The 16,130-nt window shown below is 61.2% G+C and carries 14 protein-coding genes; 11 read left to right on the forward strand and 3 right to left on the reverse strand.

Annotated elements, in window-relative coordinates; all coding sequences use genetic code 11:
* The first annotated feature begins 152 nt into the window (after window positions 1-152).
* The 5 genes from FHT84_RS25055 (at window position 153) to hemH (ending at window position 5,924) form a co-directional block, all read left to right on the forward strand.
* Window positions 153-1,604 (forward strand): homospermidine synthase, encoded by a 1,452-nt coding sequence (locus tag FHT84_RS25055; RefSeq protein ID WP_169645664.1) that lies wholly within the window; start codon window positions 153-155, stop codon window positions 1,602-1,604.
* Between the two features lie 180 nt (window positions 1,605-1,784).
* Window positions 1,785-2,171, forward strand: coding sequence for a hypothetical protein (locus FHT84_RS25060; protein ID WP_112343331.1), 387 nt, complete (start codon window positions 1,785-1,787; stop codon window positions 2,169-2,171).
* A 28-nt stretch (window positions 2,172-2,199) separates the two neighbouring features.
* Window positions 2,200-2,523, forward strand: coding sequence for a hypothetical protein (locus tag FHT84_RS25065; RefSeq protein WP_113249999.1), 324 nt, complete (start codon window positions 2,200-2,202; stop codon window positions 2,521-2,523).
* A 145-nt stretch (window positions 2,524-2,668) separates the two neighbouring features.
* Complete coding sequence (locus FHT84_RS25070; RefSeq protein WP_183764869.1) at window positions 2,669-4,792, forward strand: 5'-nucleotidase C-terminal domain-containing protein; 2,124 nt, start codon at window positions 2,669-2,671, stop codon at window positions 4,790-4,792.
* A 97-nt stretch (window positions 4,793-4,889) separates the two neighbouring features.
* Window positions 4,890-5,924, forward strand: coding sequence for a ferrochelatase (gene hemH / locus FHT84_RS25075; RefSeq protein WP_113250001.1), 1,035 nt, complete (start codon window positions 4,890-4,892; stop codon window positions 5,922-5,924).
* Window positions 5,925-6,000: 76 nt separating this feature from the next.
* Here hemH and FHT84_RS25080 read toward each other — a convergent pair whose 3' ends face one another.
* Window positions 6,001-6,909: a S1C family serine protease gene (locus FHT84_RS25080; RefSeq protein WP_183764872.1), complete on the reverse strand. Its 909-nt coding sequence runs from the start codon at window positions 6,907-6,909 to the stop codon at window positions 6,001-6,003.
* A gap of 301 nt (window positions 6,910-7,210) precedes the next feature.
* On the opposite strand from FHT84_RS25080, the gene FHT84_RS25085 reads away from it, so the two are divergent.
* The gene (locus tag FHT84_RS25085) at window positions 7,211-8,227 is read left to right on the forward strand and encodes an SPFH domain-containing protein (protein ID WP_113250002.1); all 1,017 of its coding nucleotides are present in this window, start codon (window positions 7,211-7,213) and stop codon (window positions 8,225-8,227) included.
* A 1-nt stretch (window position 8,228) separates the two neighbouring features.
* Window positions 8,229-8,687: an NfeD family protein gene (locus FHT84_RS25090; protein WP_113250003.1), complete on the forward strand. Its 459-nt coding sequence runs from the start codon at window positions 8,229-8,231 to the stop codon at window positions 8,685-8,687.
* Here FHT84_RS25090 and FHT84_RS25095 read toward each other — a convergent pair whose 3' ends face one another.
* On the reverse strand, window positions 8,688-9,683 hold the full coding sequence (locus FHT84_RS25095) for a KpsF/GutQ family sugar-phosphate isomerase (protein WP_113250004.1): 996 nt from the start codon (window positions 9,681-9,683) through the stop codon (window positions 8,688-8,690).
* Window positions 9,684-9,881: 198 nt separating this feature from the next.
* Between FHT84_RS25095 and FHT84_RS25100 the strand changes: the two genes are divergently transcribed.
* Window positions 9,882-11,402: an outer membrane beta-barrel protein gene (locus tag FHT84_RS25100; RefSeq protein ID WP_183764876.1), complete on the forward strand. Its 1,521-nt coding sequence runs from the start codon at window positions 9,882-9,884 to the stop codon at window positions 11,400-11,402.
* Window positions 11,403-11,501: 99 nt separating this feature from the next.
* Here the strand turns inward: FHT84_RS25100 and galU are convergent, their stop codons facing one another.
* On the reverse strand, window positions 11,502-12,389 hold the full coding sequence (gene galU, locus FHT84_RS25105; protein WP_183764879.1) for a UTP--glucose-1-phosphate uridylyltransferase GalU: 888 nt from the start codon (window positions 12,387-12,389) through the stop codon (window positions 11,502-11,504).
* A 201-nt stretch (window positions 12,390-12,590) separates the two neighbouring features.
* On the opposite strand from galU, the gene FHT84_RS25110 reads away from it, so the two are divergent.
* From FHT84_RS25110 to FHT84_RS25120, 3 genes are all read left to right on the forward strand, one after another.
* Window positions 12,591-13,814, forward strand: a complete 1,224-nt coding sequence (locus FHT84_RS25110; RefSeq protein ID WP_112343321.1) for a lytic murein transglycosylase — start codon at window positions 12,591-12,593, stop codon at window positions 13,812-13,814.
* A 79-nt stretch (window positions 13,815-13,893) separates the two neighbouring features.
* Window positions 13,894-15,084: a DUF459 domain-containing protein gene (locus FHT84_RS25115; RefSeq protein WP_183764881.1), complete on the forward strand. Its 1,191-nt coding sequence runs from the start codon at window positions 13,894-13,896 to the stop codon at window positions 15,082-15,084.
* A 238-nt stretch (window positions 15,085-15,322) separates the two neighbouring features.
* Window positions 15,323-16,072: an aminoacyl--tRNA ligase-related protein gene (locus FHT84_RS25120; protein ID WP_183764883.1), complete on the forward strand. Its 750-nt coding sequence runs from the start codon at window positions 15,323-15,325 to the stop codon at window positions 16,070-16,072.
* The last annotated feature ends 58 nt before the right edge of the window (window positions 16,073-16,130 follow it).

A 16,130-nucleotide genomic window follows, 5' to 3' on the forward strand; every position in this document is an offset into this window, starting at 1 on the left:
ATGTTGGCCTTCTTGACTTTGCCCGGCTAACCCTGAACAGCTCTTTATTGTGACATCAAATTATGATTAGAGCCGCTCATCTCGCGTTTTCGCGCCAACTCTGATTGAATTTCGCAAACCGAACGGCGTCCTGCCTTTCGAAGGAGAAAAGAATGACGGAAGAGAACTATCCGGTATATGCCGAAATTACCGGTCCGATCGTGATGATCGGCTTTGGCTCCATCGGCCGCGGCACCCTGCCCCTGATCGAGCGCCATTTCAAATTCGACAAAAGCCGGATGGTCGTCATTGACCCGCAGATGGACGCCGAGCACCTGGCGATCCTCGAAAAGCATGGCGTCCGTCATATCAAGGAATATGTCACCAAGGACAATTACAAGGATCTCCTGAAGCCGCTCCTGACGGAAGGCAGCGGCCAGGGCTTCTGCGTCAACCTCTCGGTCGACACCTCCTCGCTCGATCTCATCAAGCTCTGCCGCAAGCTCGATGTGCTCTACATCGATACCGTCGTCGAACCCTGGCTCGGCTTCTACTTCGACAAGAGCATGAAGAATGCCGACCGCACCAACTATGCGCTGCGCGAAACCGTCCGCAAGGAAAAGGCGAAGAACCCGGGCGGCACGACGGCCGTTTCCACCTGCGGCGCCAATCCGGGCATGGTCTCCTGGTTCGTCAAGCAGGCGCTCGTCAACCTCGCCAAGGATATCGGCTTGAAGTTCGACGAGCCGGATCAGCACGACCGCGAAGGCTGGGCCAAGCTGATGAAGAAAGTCGGCGTCAAGGGCGTCCATATTGCCGAGCGGGACACGCAGCGCACCAAGCATCCGAAGCCGCTCAACGTCTTCTGGAATACCTGGTCGGTCGAAGGCTTCATCTCCGAAGGCCTGCAGCCGGCCGAGCTCGGCTGGGGTACCCATGAAGAGTGGATGCCGAAGAACGCCAAGAAGCACAAGAAGGGCTGCCAGGCCGCCATCTATCTGGAACAGCCGGGCGCCAACACCCGCGTCCGCACCTGGTGCCCGACGCCTGGCCCGCAATACGGATTCCTCGTCACCCACAACGAGTCGATCTCGATCGCCGACTATTTCACCGTTCGCGACAAGGACGGCGAAGTGACCTTCCGCCCGACCTGCCACTATGCCTATCATCCGGCCAACGACGCCGTGCTCTCGCTGCACGAGATGTTCGGCAACGGCGGCACGCCGCAGCCGGTCCATCACGTTCTCGACGAGGACGAGCTCGAGGACGGCATCGACGAACTCGGCGTGCTGCTTTATGGCCATGCCAAGAATGCCTACTGGTACGGCTCGCGCCTGTCTCTCGAAGAGACCCGCCGCATCGCCCCCTACCAGAACGCCACCGGTCTGCAGGTGACATCAGCCGTTCTCGCCGGCATGGTCTGGGCACTGGAAAACCCGAAGGCCGGCATCGTCGAAGCCGACGAAGTCGACTACAAGCGCTGCCTCGAAGTGCAGCTGCCCTATCTCGGCCCGGTCGAAGGTCACTACACCGACTGGACCCCGCTCGATGGCCGCCCGGGCCTTTTCCCGGAGGACATCGACACCAAGGACCCCTGGCAGTTCCGGAACATTCTGGTTCGCTAAGGGTATAGTGTCAGCTTGATGCCAGACCCGAATGCCCGCACAAGTCGTGCGGGCATTTTTGTTACGCAAGCCAGATAAATCAAGCAGATCGGTGGTGGAGCCTTGCTTTAGCCCGATGGTCGCGTCATCTTCCTTGCAACCGATGCGCCTTTAGTCCGCCATTATTCGCGGGAGACATTTATGAAGATAAGAACCATGCTTGCCCTCGTTGCTGCCGCGTCAGCCTTGTCCGCCTGCGTCGATTTCGGCGGATCGAGGCCGCCGCCGATGGGAATGAACACCGGCGGCCAACCGCAAGGGAATTCCGTTGAAGGCCGCTGGGCCGATTCGAATGGGCTGAACTCGACATTCTCGAGCGGCCGATTCGAAACGCATACCACTGATGGCACGAACCAGCAGATGGCCTCGGGAACCTACACGACCGATCCATCCGGCATGATCCAGATCAATCTTTATTCGAACGTCAAGCGCACGTCGTCGAAGGTGAATTGCTTCCTGGCCAATCCGAGCCAGCTCAATTGCACCTCCGAAACCGGCGGGCATTTCTCGCTCAATCGCCAGGGCTGATATGGGCCTGCCGGATGAATAAGGCATCATGCGCGGCGTGCTGGTCCTTTATCTCGCTCTTGTCGCAGCTCTCCCCGCCGCTGTTATGGCGACGGTTCTCCCTGTCAATACCTATCGGGCTCAGGGCATCGATGCGCTCGATTGCGACGGCCCGATCGGCGTCCTGATCTTCGCCTTGCCCGCCTTGCTGGTCTATGGCGCCGGCGCGATCCTTCTCTACCGGAAGCGGAAACGGCGCTTTCATCTTGCAGCCTCCCTTTGCTGCCTGCTGATCTTCTGCGCCGCCGGCTGGAGTGCCGCTGCGGCATTGCGGGAATCCTACGGCCCCGCCTCCGCCGAGGCATGCGCCTGATCCGGCGCACATTTCCCTGCTTGTAAAAATCCTAATGAAGCCAACAGCTTTTGCTTGCACTCGCTTGCCCGTGATGAAAACATCGGCAGGGGGGACCGCCATGGGCACGGGCGGGCCGGATTGCGATGACCAACAGGAGAGACAGATGAAGCAGCCCTTCGGAGTGGGCCTTTTGGCCGCCACGCTGCTGGCGCTCAGCACCAGCGCCGCCTTCGCGGACTATCAGCTCAACATCCTGCATTTCAATGATTTCCATTCGCGCGTGGAATCGATCAACAAGTTCGATGCGACCTGCTCGGCAGCCGAGGAAGCCAAGAATGAGTGCTTCGGCGGTGCAGCCCGGCTGAAGACCATCATCGACCAGCGCCGCGCCGCACTTGCCGGCCAGAATGTGCTGGTTCTCGATGCCGGCGATAATTTCCAGGGCTCGCTGTTCTATACCACTTACAAGGGCGCGGCCGAGGTCGAATTCCTCAACGCTGTGAAGATCGACGCCATGACGGTCGGCAACCATGAGTTCGACGATGGCGAAGGCCCGCTTGCAGCTTTCCTCGACAAGGCACAGTTCCCGGTCGTAACCGCCAATCTGGTGGTCGACGATCAGTCGAAGCTCGGCGAGCGCATCAAGAAATCCATCGTGCTCGATGTCGGCGGCCAGAAGATCGGCATCGTTGGTGCGGTAACGACCGAAACGCCGGAACTGGCCTCGCCCGGCCCGCATGTGAAGATCACCGACGATGCCGCCGCAATCAGCGCCGAGGTGGATGCGCTGAAATCGCAGGGCATCAACAAGATCATCGCTCTCACCCATGTCGGCTATCCGCGCGATGTCGAGAAGATCGCCAAGATCGCCGGCGTCAGCATCGTCGTCGGCGGCCATTCCCACACGCTCCTGTCGAACACCGACCCGAAGGCAGCCGGCCCTTACCCGACCATGGTCGACAATCCGGCGGGCTACAAGGTGCCGGTCGTCCAGGCCGCCTCCTATGGCAAGTATCTCGGTGACCTCGTCGTCACCTTCGACGATAACGGCATCGTCAAGGATGCCAAGGGCGACCCGATCCTGCTCGATGCCTCCATCAAGCCCGATCCGGCGATCGCAGCCCGCGTGCAGGAAATGGCCAAGCCGATCGAGGAACTGCGCAAGAAGGTCATCGGCAGCTCGCAAGGACCCATTGAAGGCGCGCGTGAAGTCTGCCGCGTTCAGGAATGCTCCATGGGCAATCTCGTAGCCGATGCAATGCTCGACCGCACCAAGACGCAGGGCATTTCCATCGCCATCCAGAACGGCGGCGGCTTGCGTGCCTCCATCGGCGCCGGCGATGTCAGCATGGGCGATGTTCTGACCGTGCTGCCCTTCCAGAACACGATTGCGACCTTCCAGCTGACCGGCGCGGAGGTAAAGGCGGCGCTGGAAAACGGCCTCAGCCAGATCGATGAGGGCGCCGGCCGCTTCCCCCAGGTTGCCGGCCTCAAATACAGCTTCGACAAGACCAAGCCCGCAGGCAGCCGTCTCGTCTCCGTCGAGGTACAGGAAGGCACGGAATTCAAGCCGATCGATCCGGAAAAAACCTATGGTATCGTCAGCAACAATTACATGCGCGCCGGCGGCGACGGTTATGCGGTCTTCGCCAAGGATGGCAAGAACGCCTATGATTTCGGCCCCAATCTGGAATCGGTGGTCGCCGATTATCTTGGCGCCCACAACCCCTACAAGCCCTACACAGACGGCCGCATAACCCAGGTCGGCACCGTCGCGGCAACGGCGCAGCCCGCGCCGGCAAAACCGGCCGATGCGACACAGCAGGCCGCGCCCGAGCAGAAGCCGGCACCGGCCGCGGATGGCGGCGCAGCTTCTTCCACGACGCCGCCCGCCTCTTCGCCACCGACCGTCACGACACCGAGCACGACCATGCCGACAAATCCGACGGCGACGCCATCCACTCCGCCAAAGTCGGATCCGGCGGCGTCAACACCCGCCACGGCAGCACCCGCGACCGAAACTCCGGCAACGTCGGCACCCGCGACGAGCGCGCCCGCGGCAACAACGCCGGAGACAACCGCACCGGCAGCTGCCGCCAGCGAGCCGCCCAAGACACCAACGACGACACCGACGACTCATGTCATCGTCGCCGGCGATACGCTCTGGGATATTGCCAAGACCTATTACGGCAACGCCAATCAGTGGCACAAACTCGTGGCCGCCAACCGCAATATCAAGCCGCACCACCTGACGATCGGCGAAAAGTTGAGGGTCCCGACCAAGTGAGGACGATTTGTCTCGTATGAGAGGGCCGGTCCGGGCTTTCCCGGGCCGGCTTTTGTTCTTATGTGAAGTGCTTCGTATCTTGAGAGGAATTCAATCGATGACAGCTGACCTGACCACGCTTTCGCCCGATCACCCCAGCGTGAAATACGGCAAGGTCGGCGTGCTGCTCATCAATTTGGGAACGCCTGACGGCACAGACTATTCCTCGATGCGCCGCTACCTGCGCGAATTCCTGACAGACCGCCGCGTCATCGAATGGTCGCGCTGGAAATGGTACCCGATCCTGTTCGGCATCGTGCTCAATACCCGGCCTCAGAAAGTCGGCAAGGCCTACGAGACGATCTGGAACAAGGACAAGAACGAGAGCTACCTGCGCACCTATACGCGCAACCAGTCCGACCTGATGGCCGAGCGGCTGCGCGACCTGCCCAACGTCAAGGTCGACTGGGCCATGCGTTACGGCCAGCCTTCGATCGCCGATCGCATCCAGGCACTGAAGGACGATGGCTGCGAGCGCATCGTGCTCTTTCCGCTCTATCCGCAATATGCGGCGGCTACGACGGCGACGGTCAACGACAAGGCGTTCGAAAAACTGCAGAAGATGCGCTGGCAGCCGGCGATCCGCACCGTGCCGCAATATCACGACGACGAGACCTATATCGAGGCGCTTGCCAATTCCGTGACCCGTCACCTCTCGACGCTGGACTGGCAGCCGGAAAAGATCATCGCCTCCTTCCACGGCATACCCATGTCCTACTTCAAGCTTGGTGACCCCTATTACTGTTTCTGTCAGAAGACCGGCAGGCTGCTGCGCGAGAAGCTTGGCCTCTCCGAAGATCAGTTCATGGTCACGTTCCAGTCCCGCTTCGGCCCGGAGGAATGGCTGCAGCCCTACACCGACAAGACGGTGGAGGAGCTTGCCAGGAACGGCACCAAGCGCATCGCGGTGCTCAATCCCGGCTTCGTTTCCGACTGCCTGGAGACGCTGGAAGAGATCGCCGAACAGGCGGCTGAATCCTTCCATCACAATGGCGGCGAGAAATTCACCCATATTCCCTGTCTCAACGACAGCGAAGACGGCATGAAGGTGCTGGAAAAGGTCGTGCGGCGGGAACTGCTCGGCTGGGTGTAAGAGGCCGGCCGGAATAGCGCGGCACAAAGAGATGAAGCGGTTCAGAGATTCCGTGAAAAGCTGAACCGCTCGAAACCTATTGCAGCTGCGGCTTCTTGAGGAAGCTGCTGCGATCCGCCGACTTGACGCGCAGCCAGGCTTCGCGGCCGTCGCGCAGCACCCGCATGGGGATCTCGGCGCCAGCCGGCCCGCTCTCCCATACCTTGCGGTAGAAGTCGGCGAGACCGTCGACCTCGCCGTCACGGATCTCCGAAATGATATCGCCCCGGCGCAACCCTGCCTTGGCAGCCGGGCCGCCCTCAGTGACGCTCATGACAACGACATCGCCATTGCTTTCGGCCGAGAAGGCGCCGAGCCAGGGCCGCGGCGGCTTGTTGACCCGCCCGCGTTTGATGAGATCGTCCAGGATCGGCAATAGCAGGTTGATCGGCACGATCATGTTGATGTCGGCGCTGTCGCCATTCTGGGTCGCCATCTGCAAATGCAGCGAGCCGACGCCGAGAAGCTTGCCATCCTCATCGAGAAGAGCCGCGCCGCCCCATGAGGGATGCGCCGGTGCAACGAAGATCGCCTCATCGACGAGATATTCCCAATAGCCGGCAAACTCCTGCTTGGCGACGATCTTCGCCTCGACGAACTGGCCGATCCCGTCGGCCACGACGACCTCATCACCGATCTCGGCCTTGTCGGCGTCGCCGAACTCCAGGGCAGGCACGTCGAGCGGGCCGAGCGCCTGCACCAGGCCGAAGCCGGTTTCCTGATCGTAAGCCAGGACATGGCCAGGCACGACGCGGCCGCTATTGGTCGTCAGCCAGACATTGTCGGCTTCCGTAATCAGGTAGCCGATGGTCAAGACGAGCCCATTGCCCCGGATAACCACGCCGCTGCCTTCCCTGCGGGTGCCGAGCGTTGCCGCTGTGAAAGCATCTTCCGGAATTGAGGCGTGCACGGCCACGACCGACCGTAAGGTCCTATCGATATTCATAGCTCCACCCTGGTGATGCGCGATGACTTGGCTCGAAAGGCTGCGGAACAGCGGAGCCGGAAATTTCCATAATAAAGTATGAAGATCAACCGCCGGAAGCAAGACCCGGTCGCAATTGATTGATTGGAGTTTGCAAGCACCTCCCCTTCGGTGCCCATTCCTCACTTGTCGAGAACATGCTAACCCACCACATCTGATTGAGCTGCCGCCTCTTATGCTCGGGCGAGCGATTGGAGGCAGAGCGGCAGCGATTGACGCGACGCGGTTCCGCCGCAGGCGGGCGCGTCCATGGAGGAATTCGATGGTAGTCGGTGGTTTCAGCATCGTCGTGATTGCCCTGATCGTCCTGGTCATCCTGGTCCTGTTCGCGGGGATCAAGACCGTGCCGCAGGGATATCGCTACACGGTCCAGCGCTTCGGTCGCTATACCCGCACGCTGGAACCGGGGCTCAACCTGATCGTGCCCTTCATCGAAACGGTCGGCGCCCGCATGAATGTGATGGAACAGGTTCTATCCGTGCCGACGCAGGAAGTCATCACCAAGGACAATGCCAGTATCTCGGCCGATGCAGTCGCCTTCTTTCAGGTGCTGAACGCGGCCCAGGCCGCCTATCAGATCACCAATCTCGAAAATGCGATCCTCAATCTAACCAAGACCAACATCCGCTCGGTCATGGGCTCCATGGACCTTGATGAATTGCTGTCGAACCGCGATATGATCAACGAGCGGCTGCTGCGCGTGGTCGACGAAGCGGCCGAACCCTGGGGTATCAAGATGACGCGCGTCGAGATCAAGGATATCCAGCCGCCGAAGGACCTGGTCGATGCCATGGCGCGGCAGATGAAGGCCGAGCGTGAAAAGCGCGCGCAGGTTCTGGAGGCCGAGGGCCTGCGCAACGCACAGATTCTACGCGCCGAAGGCGCCAAGCAGGCAGCCGTGCTGCAGGCGGAAGGCCAGCGCGAGGCGGCGTTCCGCAATGCCGAGGCGCGCGAGCGTCTCGCCGAAGCGGAAGCGAAGGCGACTCGCGTGGTCTCCGAAGCTATCGCCGAAGGCAATGTGCAGGCGATCAACTACTTCATTGCGCAGAAATACACGGAAGCCCTGACCGCGATCGGCTCCGCCGGCAATTCGAAGGTGGTGCTGATGCCCGTGGAGGCCAGCTCCATCATCGGCTCGCTCGGCGGCATCGGCGCCATCGCCCGCGAAGTCTTCGGTGACAATGGCGACGGCAATGGCGCCCCGCAACCGTCCCGCCCCCGGTCGGGCGCGGTTCGCACCACGCCTTCCGTCAATCCGCTGCCATCTCGGGAGAGCTGAGATGTTCGACAATCTTGCCGTGGAACTCGGCCCCTGGAGCTGGTGGCTGTTCGGATTGGTGCTGCTCGCCGCCGAGCTGATCCTTCCGGGCTTCTTCCTGGTCTGGATCGGCCTGGCCGGCATCATCGTCGGCGCTTTGTCGCTGCTTTTCTGGGACAGCGCCTTCTGGGTCTGGCAGGTGCAAGGGCTCGTCTTCGCCGCCACGGCCGTGATCGTCACCCTGATCGGGCGACGCTATCTCTACAACAACGACCAGGTTACGGACGAGCCGTTCCTCAATCAGCGCGGCGCCAGCCTGGTCGGACGAACGGCAACACTGGATCAGCCGATCAGCGAGGGCCGGGGTCGCATTCGCTTGAACGATACCTATTGGACGGTCAGCGGGCCGGACCTGCCCATCGGCGCGCGCGTCAAGGTCGTCGCCAGCAATGGCCGCGAGCTTACGGTCGAACCCGTCTGATCAGGCTACACCGATCCGCAGCAGATCGTGGAAATGCACGACGCCGATCGGCCGGCGTGCATCGTCCACGACGATCAGCGCCGAGATATTGTGGCGATTGAGCACGGCCATGGCGCTCGTTGCCAGCGTCGTTTCCTTGACCGTCTTCGGATTGCGGGTCATCACCTCGTCCACGCGCATCTCGGCGAGGCTGGTGCCGAGATTACGGGCAATATCGCCGTCGGTGACGATGCCGCAGAGGCAACCGTCGTCATCGATCACGCCGACACAGCCGAAGCGCATTTGCGACAGCGTCATCGCCGCCTCCGGCATGCCGGTGCCAAGCTTGACCAGGGGCACGCGATCACCCTTGTGCATGATATCGGCGACATGCGACAGGCTGGCGCCCAGCTTGCCACCCGGATGGAAGGTGCGGAAATCCTCGGCCGTGAAGCCCCTCGCCTCCAGCAGCGCCACGGTCAGTGCGTCACCGATGGCAAGCTGCAGCAGCGTCGATGTGGTCGGTGCCAGACCGTGCGGGCAAGCCTCCTGCTCCTTCGGCAGCAGCAGAACCACATCCGATTCGCGTGCAAGAGTGGAAGCCTCGCCTGAGGTAATGGCGATCATCGGGATCGAGAAGCGGCGGGAATAACTGATAATGCCGCGCAGTTCCGCGCTTTCGCCGCCCCAGGAGATGGCGATGATCACATCATCCTGGGTGATCATGCCGAGATCGCCATGATTGGCCTCGACCGGATGCACGAAGAAGGCAGGAGTTCCAGTAGAGGCCAGGCTTGCGGCGAGCTTGTTGCCGATATGGCCGCTCTTGCCGACGCCGGTGATGACGACACGGCCGCTGATATCGCCGATGATCTCCACCGCGCGGCTGAAGGGCTCGGCCAGACCGTTGGTCAGAGCGCGTTCCAGCGCCTCCATGCCCCGTCTCTCGGTCTCGATCGTTCGTATCGCGGATTCGATCGCACCGTTCTCGATGAGTCTTACAGCTCTCTTATTCATGAGCGAGGCCTAACGCTTTTCTGCAAATCTGTCCACTAAAGATCGACTTATGCCCGCAGCGCCGGCCGGCCATATCATGTCGATAATATTGCCGATCCACATCGGCGCGTAGTCCTTTGGCAACCAAGCGTTAACCACGCCGCTTTACACTTGGGTAAGAATTTTAAGACATTTCCAGCAGGGTCAGACATAAATAAAATGAACATCGGCAAGGATAAGGCGGGTCATGGTGCCCTCCAGCTAACGGCATGGGCGACCTTTGCCGTTCTCGGCTGGGGCATCGCATTCGCCGCGCCGATGTCGGCCTATGCGCAATCTCTCTCGCCCGATCAGAACCTCGACGACAGCCTGCCTGCATCGGCATCGCCGGCTGATCCGACGACCACCTCCGCAAGCGGCGCGCAGCCGGTCCAGCCGACGAACGCGGCCTCCGCCAGCGCGTCGAACAGCGACTCACCCCCGAACATGCGCCTTCGCCTTGACGGCGTCGATCCCACCACCACGGGCTCCACGCTCGATAACGACCTGCGCCGCGTCAACCTGCCGGAACCGACCGTCGATGGATTGAAGGCGCGCCAGTATCCGGATCGCGCAGATGCCCAGGGCATACCGCTCGGCACCTTCACCCTGCGCCCTTCCGTCAACCAGTCCATCAATGTCGAGCGGGATCGCACCGGCTCGACCAAGGATAATCGCACTTTCCTGCAGACTGACCTGCGCAGCACCTTGACCTCGGATTGGGATCGTCATGCCCTGACCGTCACCGGCGAAGGCGTCTGGCAAAAGAACCTCAGCGGCACGAGCGAAGAAAAGCCGACCATCAATCTCAATGCCGACCTGCGGCTCGATCTTCCCGCCGATACCACGGCGCATCTCACCGCCGGCTACCAGTTCTACCGCGAGGATACGAGCGACCCGAACGCGATCGCCGGCGCCTCGAAGCAATCGGCGGTCAACCAATTCACGACCGGACTTTCGCTGGAACGTGACTTCGGCCTGCTGCGTGGCACGACGGCACTGGCGCTGACGCGGACGGTCTATTCCGATGCCGTGCTTTCCGACGGAACCAAGGTCACGCTCAGCGACCGCGACCAGACGGCCGGCACCTGGCGCGGACGTATCGGCTACGAGCTCTCGCCCGCCATCATTCCCTTCGTGGAAGTCAATCTCGGCCGCGCAATCTACGATCAGACCCGCGACAGCAACGGCTATGCCCGCTCGAACCAAAGCTATGGCGGCAAGGGCGGCGTCGAATTCGACCTTGGCGAAAAGTTCAGGGGCGAGCTCGGCTTCGGCTATCAGCACACGCAATTCGATGATTCGCGCCTCGCGTCCGTGGACTCGCCGACGATCGACGGCAATCTTGCCTGGTCGCCGCAGCGCGGCACGGATATCAGCATCGGTCTCTCGACCACGGTCCAGCCCTCCACCACGGCTGGCCTCAGCGGCTATACCGCCTACCAGCTGACAAGCACCGTAAGCCATCAGCTGCGCGACGACTTGACCGCCAAAGTGACGGGCGGAACGATCTGGCGCGACTATCCTTCCAACGGCGGCGCCTCCGACGAAACCGAATACGACACAGCTTTCGGCCTGACCTGGGGGATCAACCGCTACCTCGATCTGACCAGCAATATAGGCTATCAGCTGACCACCAGAAAGGCCGGCGACGACACGCACCAGCTTCAGGCCGGCGTCGGCTTGACGGTGAAGCGCTGACCTCAAACTGCACTCCGTACCGTGAATTTTGTCCGCGCAGACGACATGAGGCCCGGCATGACCGGGCCTCGATGCTTTGCCTGTGAAGATTGCAAGCGCTTATTTCAGGGCGGCGATCAGCGCCTTCAGCTCGTTTTCGATGGTCGGGCGGATATCGGCGCGCGCCAGCGAGAAAGCGACGTTGGCGAGGATGAAGCCATCCTTTGCGCCACAGTCGAAGGTCTGGCCCTGGAAGTGATAGCCGGCGAAATCCTGCGTCTGTGCGAGCTTCAGCATGCCGTCGGTCAGCTGGATCTCGTTGCCGGCACCGCGTTCCTGGCTTTCCAGGATGCGGAAGATTTCCGGCTGCAGGATATAGCGGCCGTTGATGAAGAAGTTGGACGGAGCCGTGCCCTTGGCAGGCTTTTCGACCATTTCGGTGATGCGGAAACCGCTGCCGATCGCTTCGCCGACACCGACGATACCGTATTTATGGGTCTGGTCGGGCGCGCATTCCTCGACGGCGATGACGTTGCCGCCGCTATGCTCATAAAGCTCGATCATGCCCTTCATGCAGCCCTTTTCGGCGCGCATGACCATGTCGGGCAGCAAAAGCGCGAAAGGCTCGTCGCCAACGATCTCGCGGGCGCACCAGACGGCGTGGCCGAGGCCGAGCGGCTCCTGCTGGCGTGTGAAGCTCGCCGTACCGGCCTTCGGCAGCAGGCCGTTCAGCAGAGACAGTTCGGCATTCTTGTTGCGCTGGCGCAGCGTCTGCTCGAGTTCGAACTGAATATCGAAATAATCTTCGATGACGTGCTTGCTGCGGCCCGTCACGAAGACGAAATGCTCGATGCCCGCTTCCATCGCCTCGTCGACGACGTATTGGATCACCGGCTTGTCCACGACAGTCAGCATTTCCTTCGGCACCGCCTTGGTCGCCGGCAAGAACCGCGTCCCTAGTCCGGCAACCGGAAATACTGCCTTACGCACCTTCTTATGCTGTCCCACTCATACCTCCTGGGCATTAAACGCTGGCGCCAAGCCATTCGAAACGTCAGTAGATTAGATTTGCTACTGTTTTGCAAATAATGACTGGCCCTCACTTCCATGGTAAAGAATTTGTTGACTTCGTTCCTTTAGTGTCACGCTTGGGCGAATGCCATTTGCTTCGCCGCACCGAAATCCAACGATTGATGGACCAGGCTGTAGATGACCTTAAACCGCAAAAACTCCCTTCGTGGTCTCGCTCTGGCGCTCGCGCTCGGCGCCTTTGCGGGATTCTTCCCCGTTAACGCCAATGCTGACCCTGGGTTCCAGAAATGGATCGCGGGCTTCTACGCCACCGCTGCAAAGAGCGGCATCACACAATCGACCTATCGCGATGCATTTGCCGGCGTGACGGACCCAGACCCCACGGTCCTCGAAAAAGCGCAGTATCAACCGGAGTTCAAGTCCCAAATCTGGGACTACCTCGACTCCCGTGTCAATCCCTATACCGTGGATATTGGCCGGAAGATGGCGGTCAAATATGCATCCACGCTGCGCGCGCTCGAACAGCGCTTCGGCGTCGACAGAAATATCATGCTGGCGATCTGGTCGATGGAATCGAACTACGGCGCCGTCCTGGCCAAGAATGATCGGCTGCATTATGTGCCCCGCGCGCTTGCGACGCTCGCCTACGCCGATCCCAAGCGGGCCAATTATGCCAAGAAGCAGCTGGTCGCCGCGCTGAAGATCCTGCAGAAGGGCGATATCTCGCGCAAGGAGTTGAACGGCTCCTGGGCAGGCGCCATGGGCCATACGCAATTCATCCCGACCAGCTACCTGCTCTACGCCGTGGATGCCGACGGCAGCGGCCATCCGGATATCTGGAACTCCATTCCCGACGCCTTGGCGACCACGGCCAATCTTCTTGCCAAGAACGGCTGGGATACTGGGCGCACATGGGGTTATGAAGTCGTGGTGCCGCCCGGCGGCGCCGCGCAGGCCGGCAAGACCCATACCATCGCTCAATGGGCGGCTCTCGGCTTCGTGCGTCCCAACGGCAAGGGTTTCCGCACGACCTCCGACCGCGCGCAGCTGAAGATGCCAGGCGGCCCGGATGGTCCCGGCTTCCTGATGACGGGCAACTTCTTCACCATCAAGCGCTACAACGCTTCCGACAGCTATGCGCTGGCCGTCGGCCTGCTCGCGGACCAGATCGCCGGCTATGGCGGCATGCAGCAATCCTGGCCGCGCCCGAGCGGCGCGCTCGACGTCAAGCAGAAATTCGAGCTGCAGACGCGCCTGAAAGAGCTCGGCTATTACGACGGCGTCGTCGACGGTAATTTCGGCTCGGGTTCCAAGGCTGCGATATCAGCCCTTCAGCAACGCATGGGCATGGATGCGGATGGCGAGCCTTCGATGGGCCTGCTAAAGGCGCTGCGCAAGTAGGCCGCCTGGAACGAACCGGAGATCGCTTGGCGGGAAATTTATCCTCATGCGATCGCGGGGCGTCAGCGGAAAAATAGCTATGACAAAACGACCTGCCCGCGCAACCATGGCAACAGCAAGGATTGTCCTTACGGCATTCCTTGCAATCATCATCATGTTCGGCGGCTTGTGGAGCACAGCCGAAGCGCAGGAGCGGCCGCGCAGAAACCTGTTCGATATGTTGTTCGGCACCCGCGAGCCCGACTACCTCGATCAGCCGGCCGAGCAGCCGCCACCGCGTCGAAAGGTCCAACCGCGCAAACGGCCGACCCCACCGCCTCGGCAGCCAGTCGTACAGCCGGAAACGCCGTCACCGGCGGAGAAGCTTCCCGATGCCAAAACCATCCTCGTCGTCGGCGACTTCCTGGCGAGCGGCCTGGCGGCGGGACTGGAGGATGCCTTCTCCACCTCCCCCGGCGTCGTCATTCAGGCCCGCGGCAATGTCGCTTCCGGCCTCGTCCGGCAGGATTATTACAACTGGCCGCAGCAGCTGCCCGGGATGATCGATCAGCTGAAGCCGGCCATGGTCGTCGTCATGATCGGCGCCAATGACCGCCAGCAGATGATCGGCGACGGGCTCAACGAGAAATACGGCACAGATCCGTGGTTCCTCGCCTATGAAGAGCGCGTGCAGCAATTCGCCAAGCTGGTGACGAGCCGCCATATCCCGCTGCTCTGGGTGGGGCTGCCCTCCTTCGGCTCCGATCAGCTGAGCGCCGGTGCGGTCAAGCTCAACCAGATCTACCAGAGCCAGACCACCAGCGTCGGCGGTGAGTTCATCGACATATGGGACGGCTTTACCGACCAGAACGGCGAATTCATCGTCACCGGCTCCGATATAAACGGCCAGCAAGTTCGATTGAGGACGGCCGATGGCGTCAACCTGACGGTGGCCGGCAAGCGCAAGGTCGCCTTCTATGTCGAAAAGCCGGCACGCCGGATATTGGGAGATCAGGCGAGCCCCGACATCACCCGCCTCGACACGGGCAATCCACTGCCGGCGCAGCAGGCCAACCTGCCCGCAACCGAGATGGAAAAAATAACCCGCACGCAGCCGATAAGCCTTTCCGACCCCGATCTCGATGGCGGCTCGCAACTGCTGGGCAGCGCGCCCGCCCCCGCCGTGACGACACCTTCGCCCCGCGATCTGCTCGTCGACAAAGGCCGAATGGATCCGGCGCCGGCCGGCCGCGTGGACGACTACCGGTTGCCGGGATCGGTGGCGCGATAGGTGCGCCGGAGCGGTTTGACAAGCTCGCGGACCGCCAATAGAAGAATTGCATGAGCACCAACAGCGCAGATCAGATCGATCGTTACCGCACCTGCCTGCAGGTTGCGGTTTTGTGCGCTTTCTCCGGCCGAGGTCTCCGCGTCCAGTCGTGACAGCCGGAGGCGTTGATGCGTCCGGCGGCTGCTGGACGTAAAGCCCTCAACCTCAAAATATCAACGTTGCCCATGGAGAATGGCACGTGCTCAATATCTATAACGTCAATTCGCTCGTTCACTGGGAAGAGCGGGACATCAAGCTGCGCGACGATTTCGTCCGCTTCTTTTCCGATGAAGTCGCGAACTTCCTGCGATCCGCAAACCCCGCCTGGGATTTCCGCAGGATCGAGGCTCCGACCCTGATGCCTCGAAGCCTTGTCTCAGATGCCTATTCCAATTCGGACATATGGGTGCAGGAGCGAATGTCGAACACCGAGACCGAACTTGTGCTTCGGCCGGAAACGACGCCGTCAACCTATGTCTACATGCAGCATCTTCTCGGAAACCATTCCAGAACGCGGCTGCCCTTGTGCGTCTGGCAGGCCGGGAAATCCTATCGCCGCGAACAGGACCAGCCGAGCAAGCATGTGCGGCTCAAGGAGTTTTGGCAGCTCGAATTCCAATGCGCCTTCACCGCCGATAGCGGCAATGACTATCATGCCGCCTCCCTCGAACCGGTCCGCCGGATGATCGCCTCGGTGATCCATCTGCCGACGCGAATCGTGCCTTCCGACCGTCTCCCGGCCTATTCCGAAATCACTATGGATATCGAGGTCGACAATGGCGACAAATGGATGGAAGTCTGCTCGATCTCGAAACGCACGGATTTCCCTCAGCGCTACCGCAGCCAGCCGAAGAAGGGGCCGGCGATAGACCATGACGTCGCGGTGCTCGAAATCGCCATCGGACTCGACCGTTGTGTCTACAGCTGGAATATCGCCGCAAGCCGGTAACGACAAAGGCCGGGTTTGTAACGAACCCGGCCTTCGATAACTTTGAGCGAGAGGACAG

It is taken from the genome of Rhizobium sp. BK289 (assembly GCF_014193575.1).
Taxonomy (GTDB): Bacteria; Pseudomonadota; Alphaproteobacteria; order Rhizobiales; family Rhizobiaceae; genus Rhizobium; species Rhizobium tropici_C.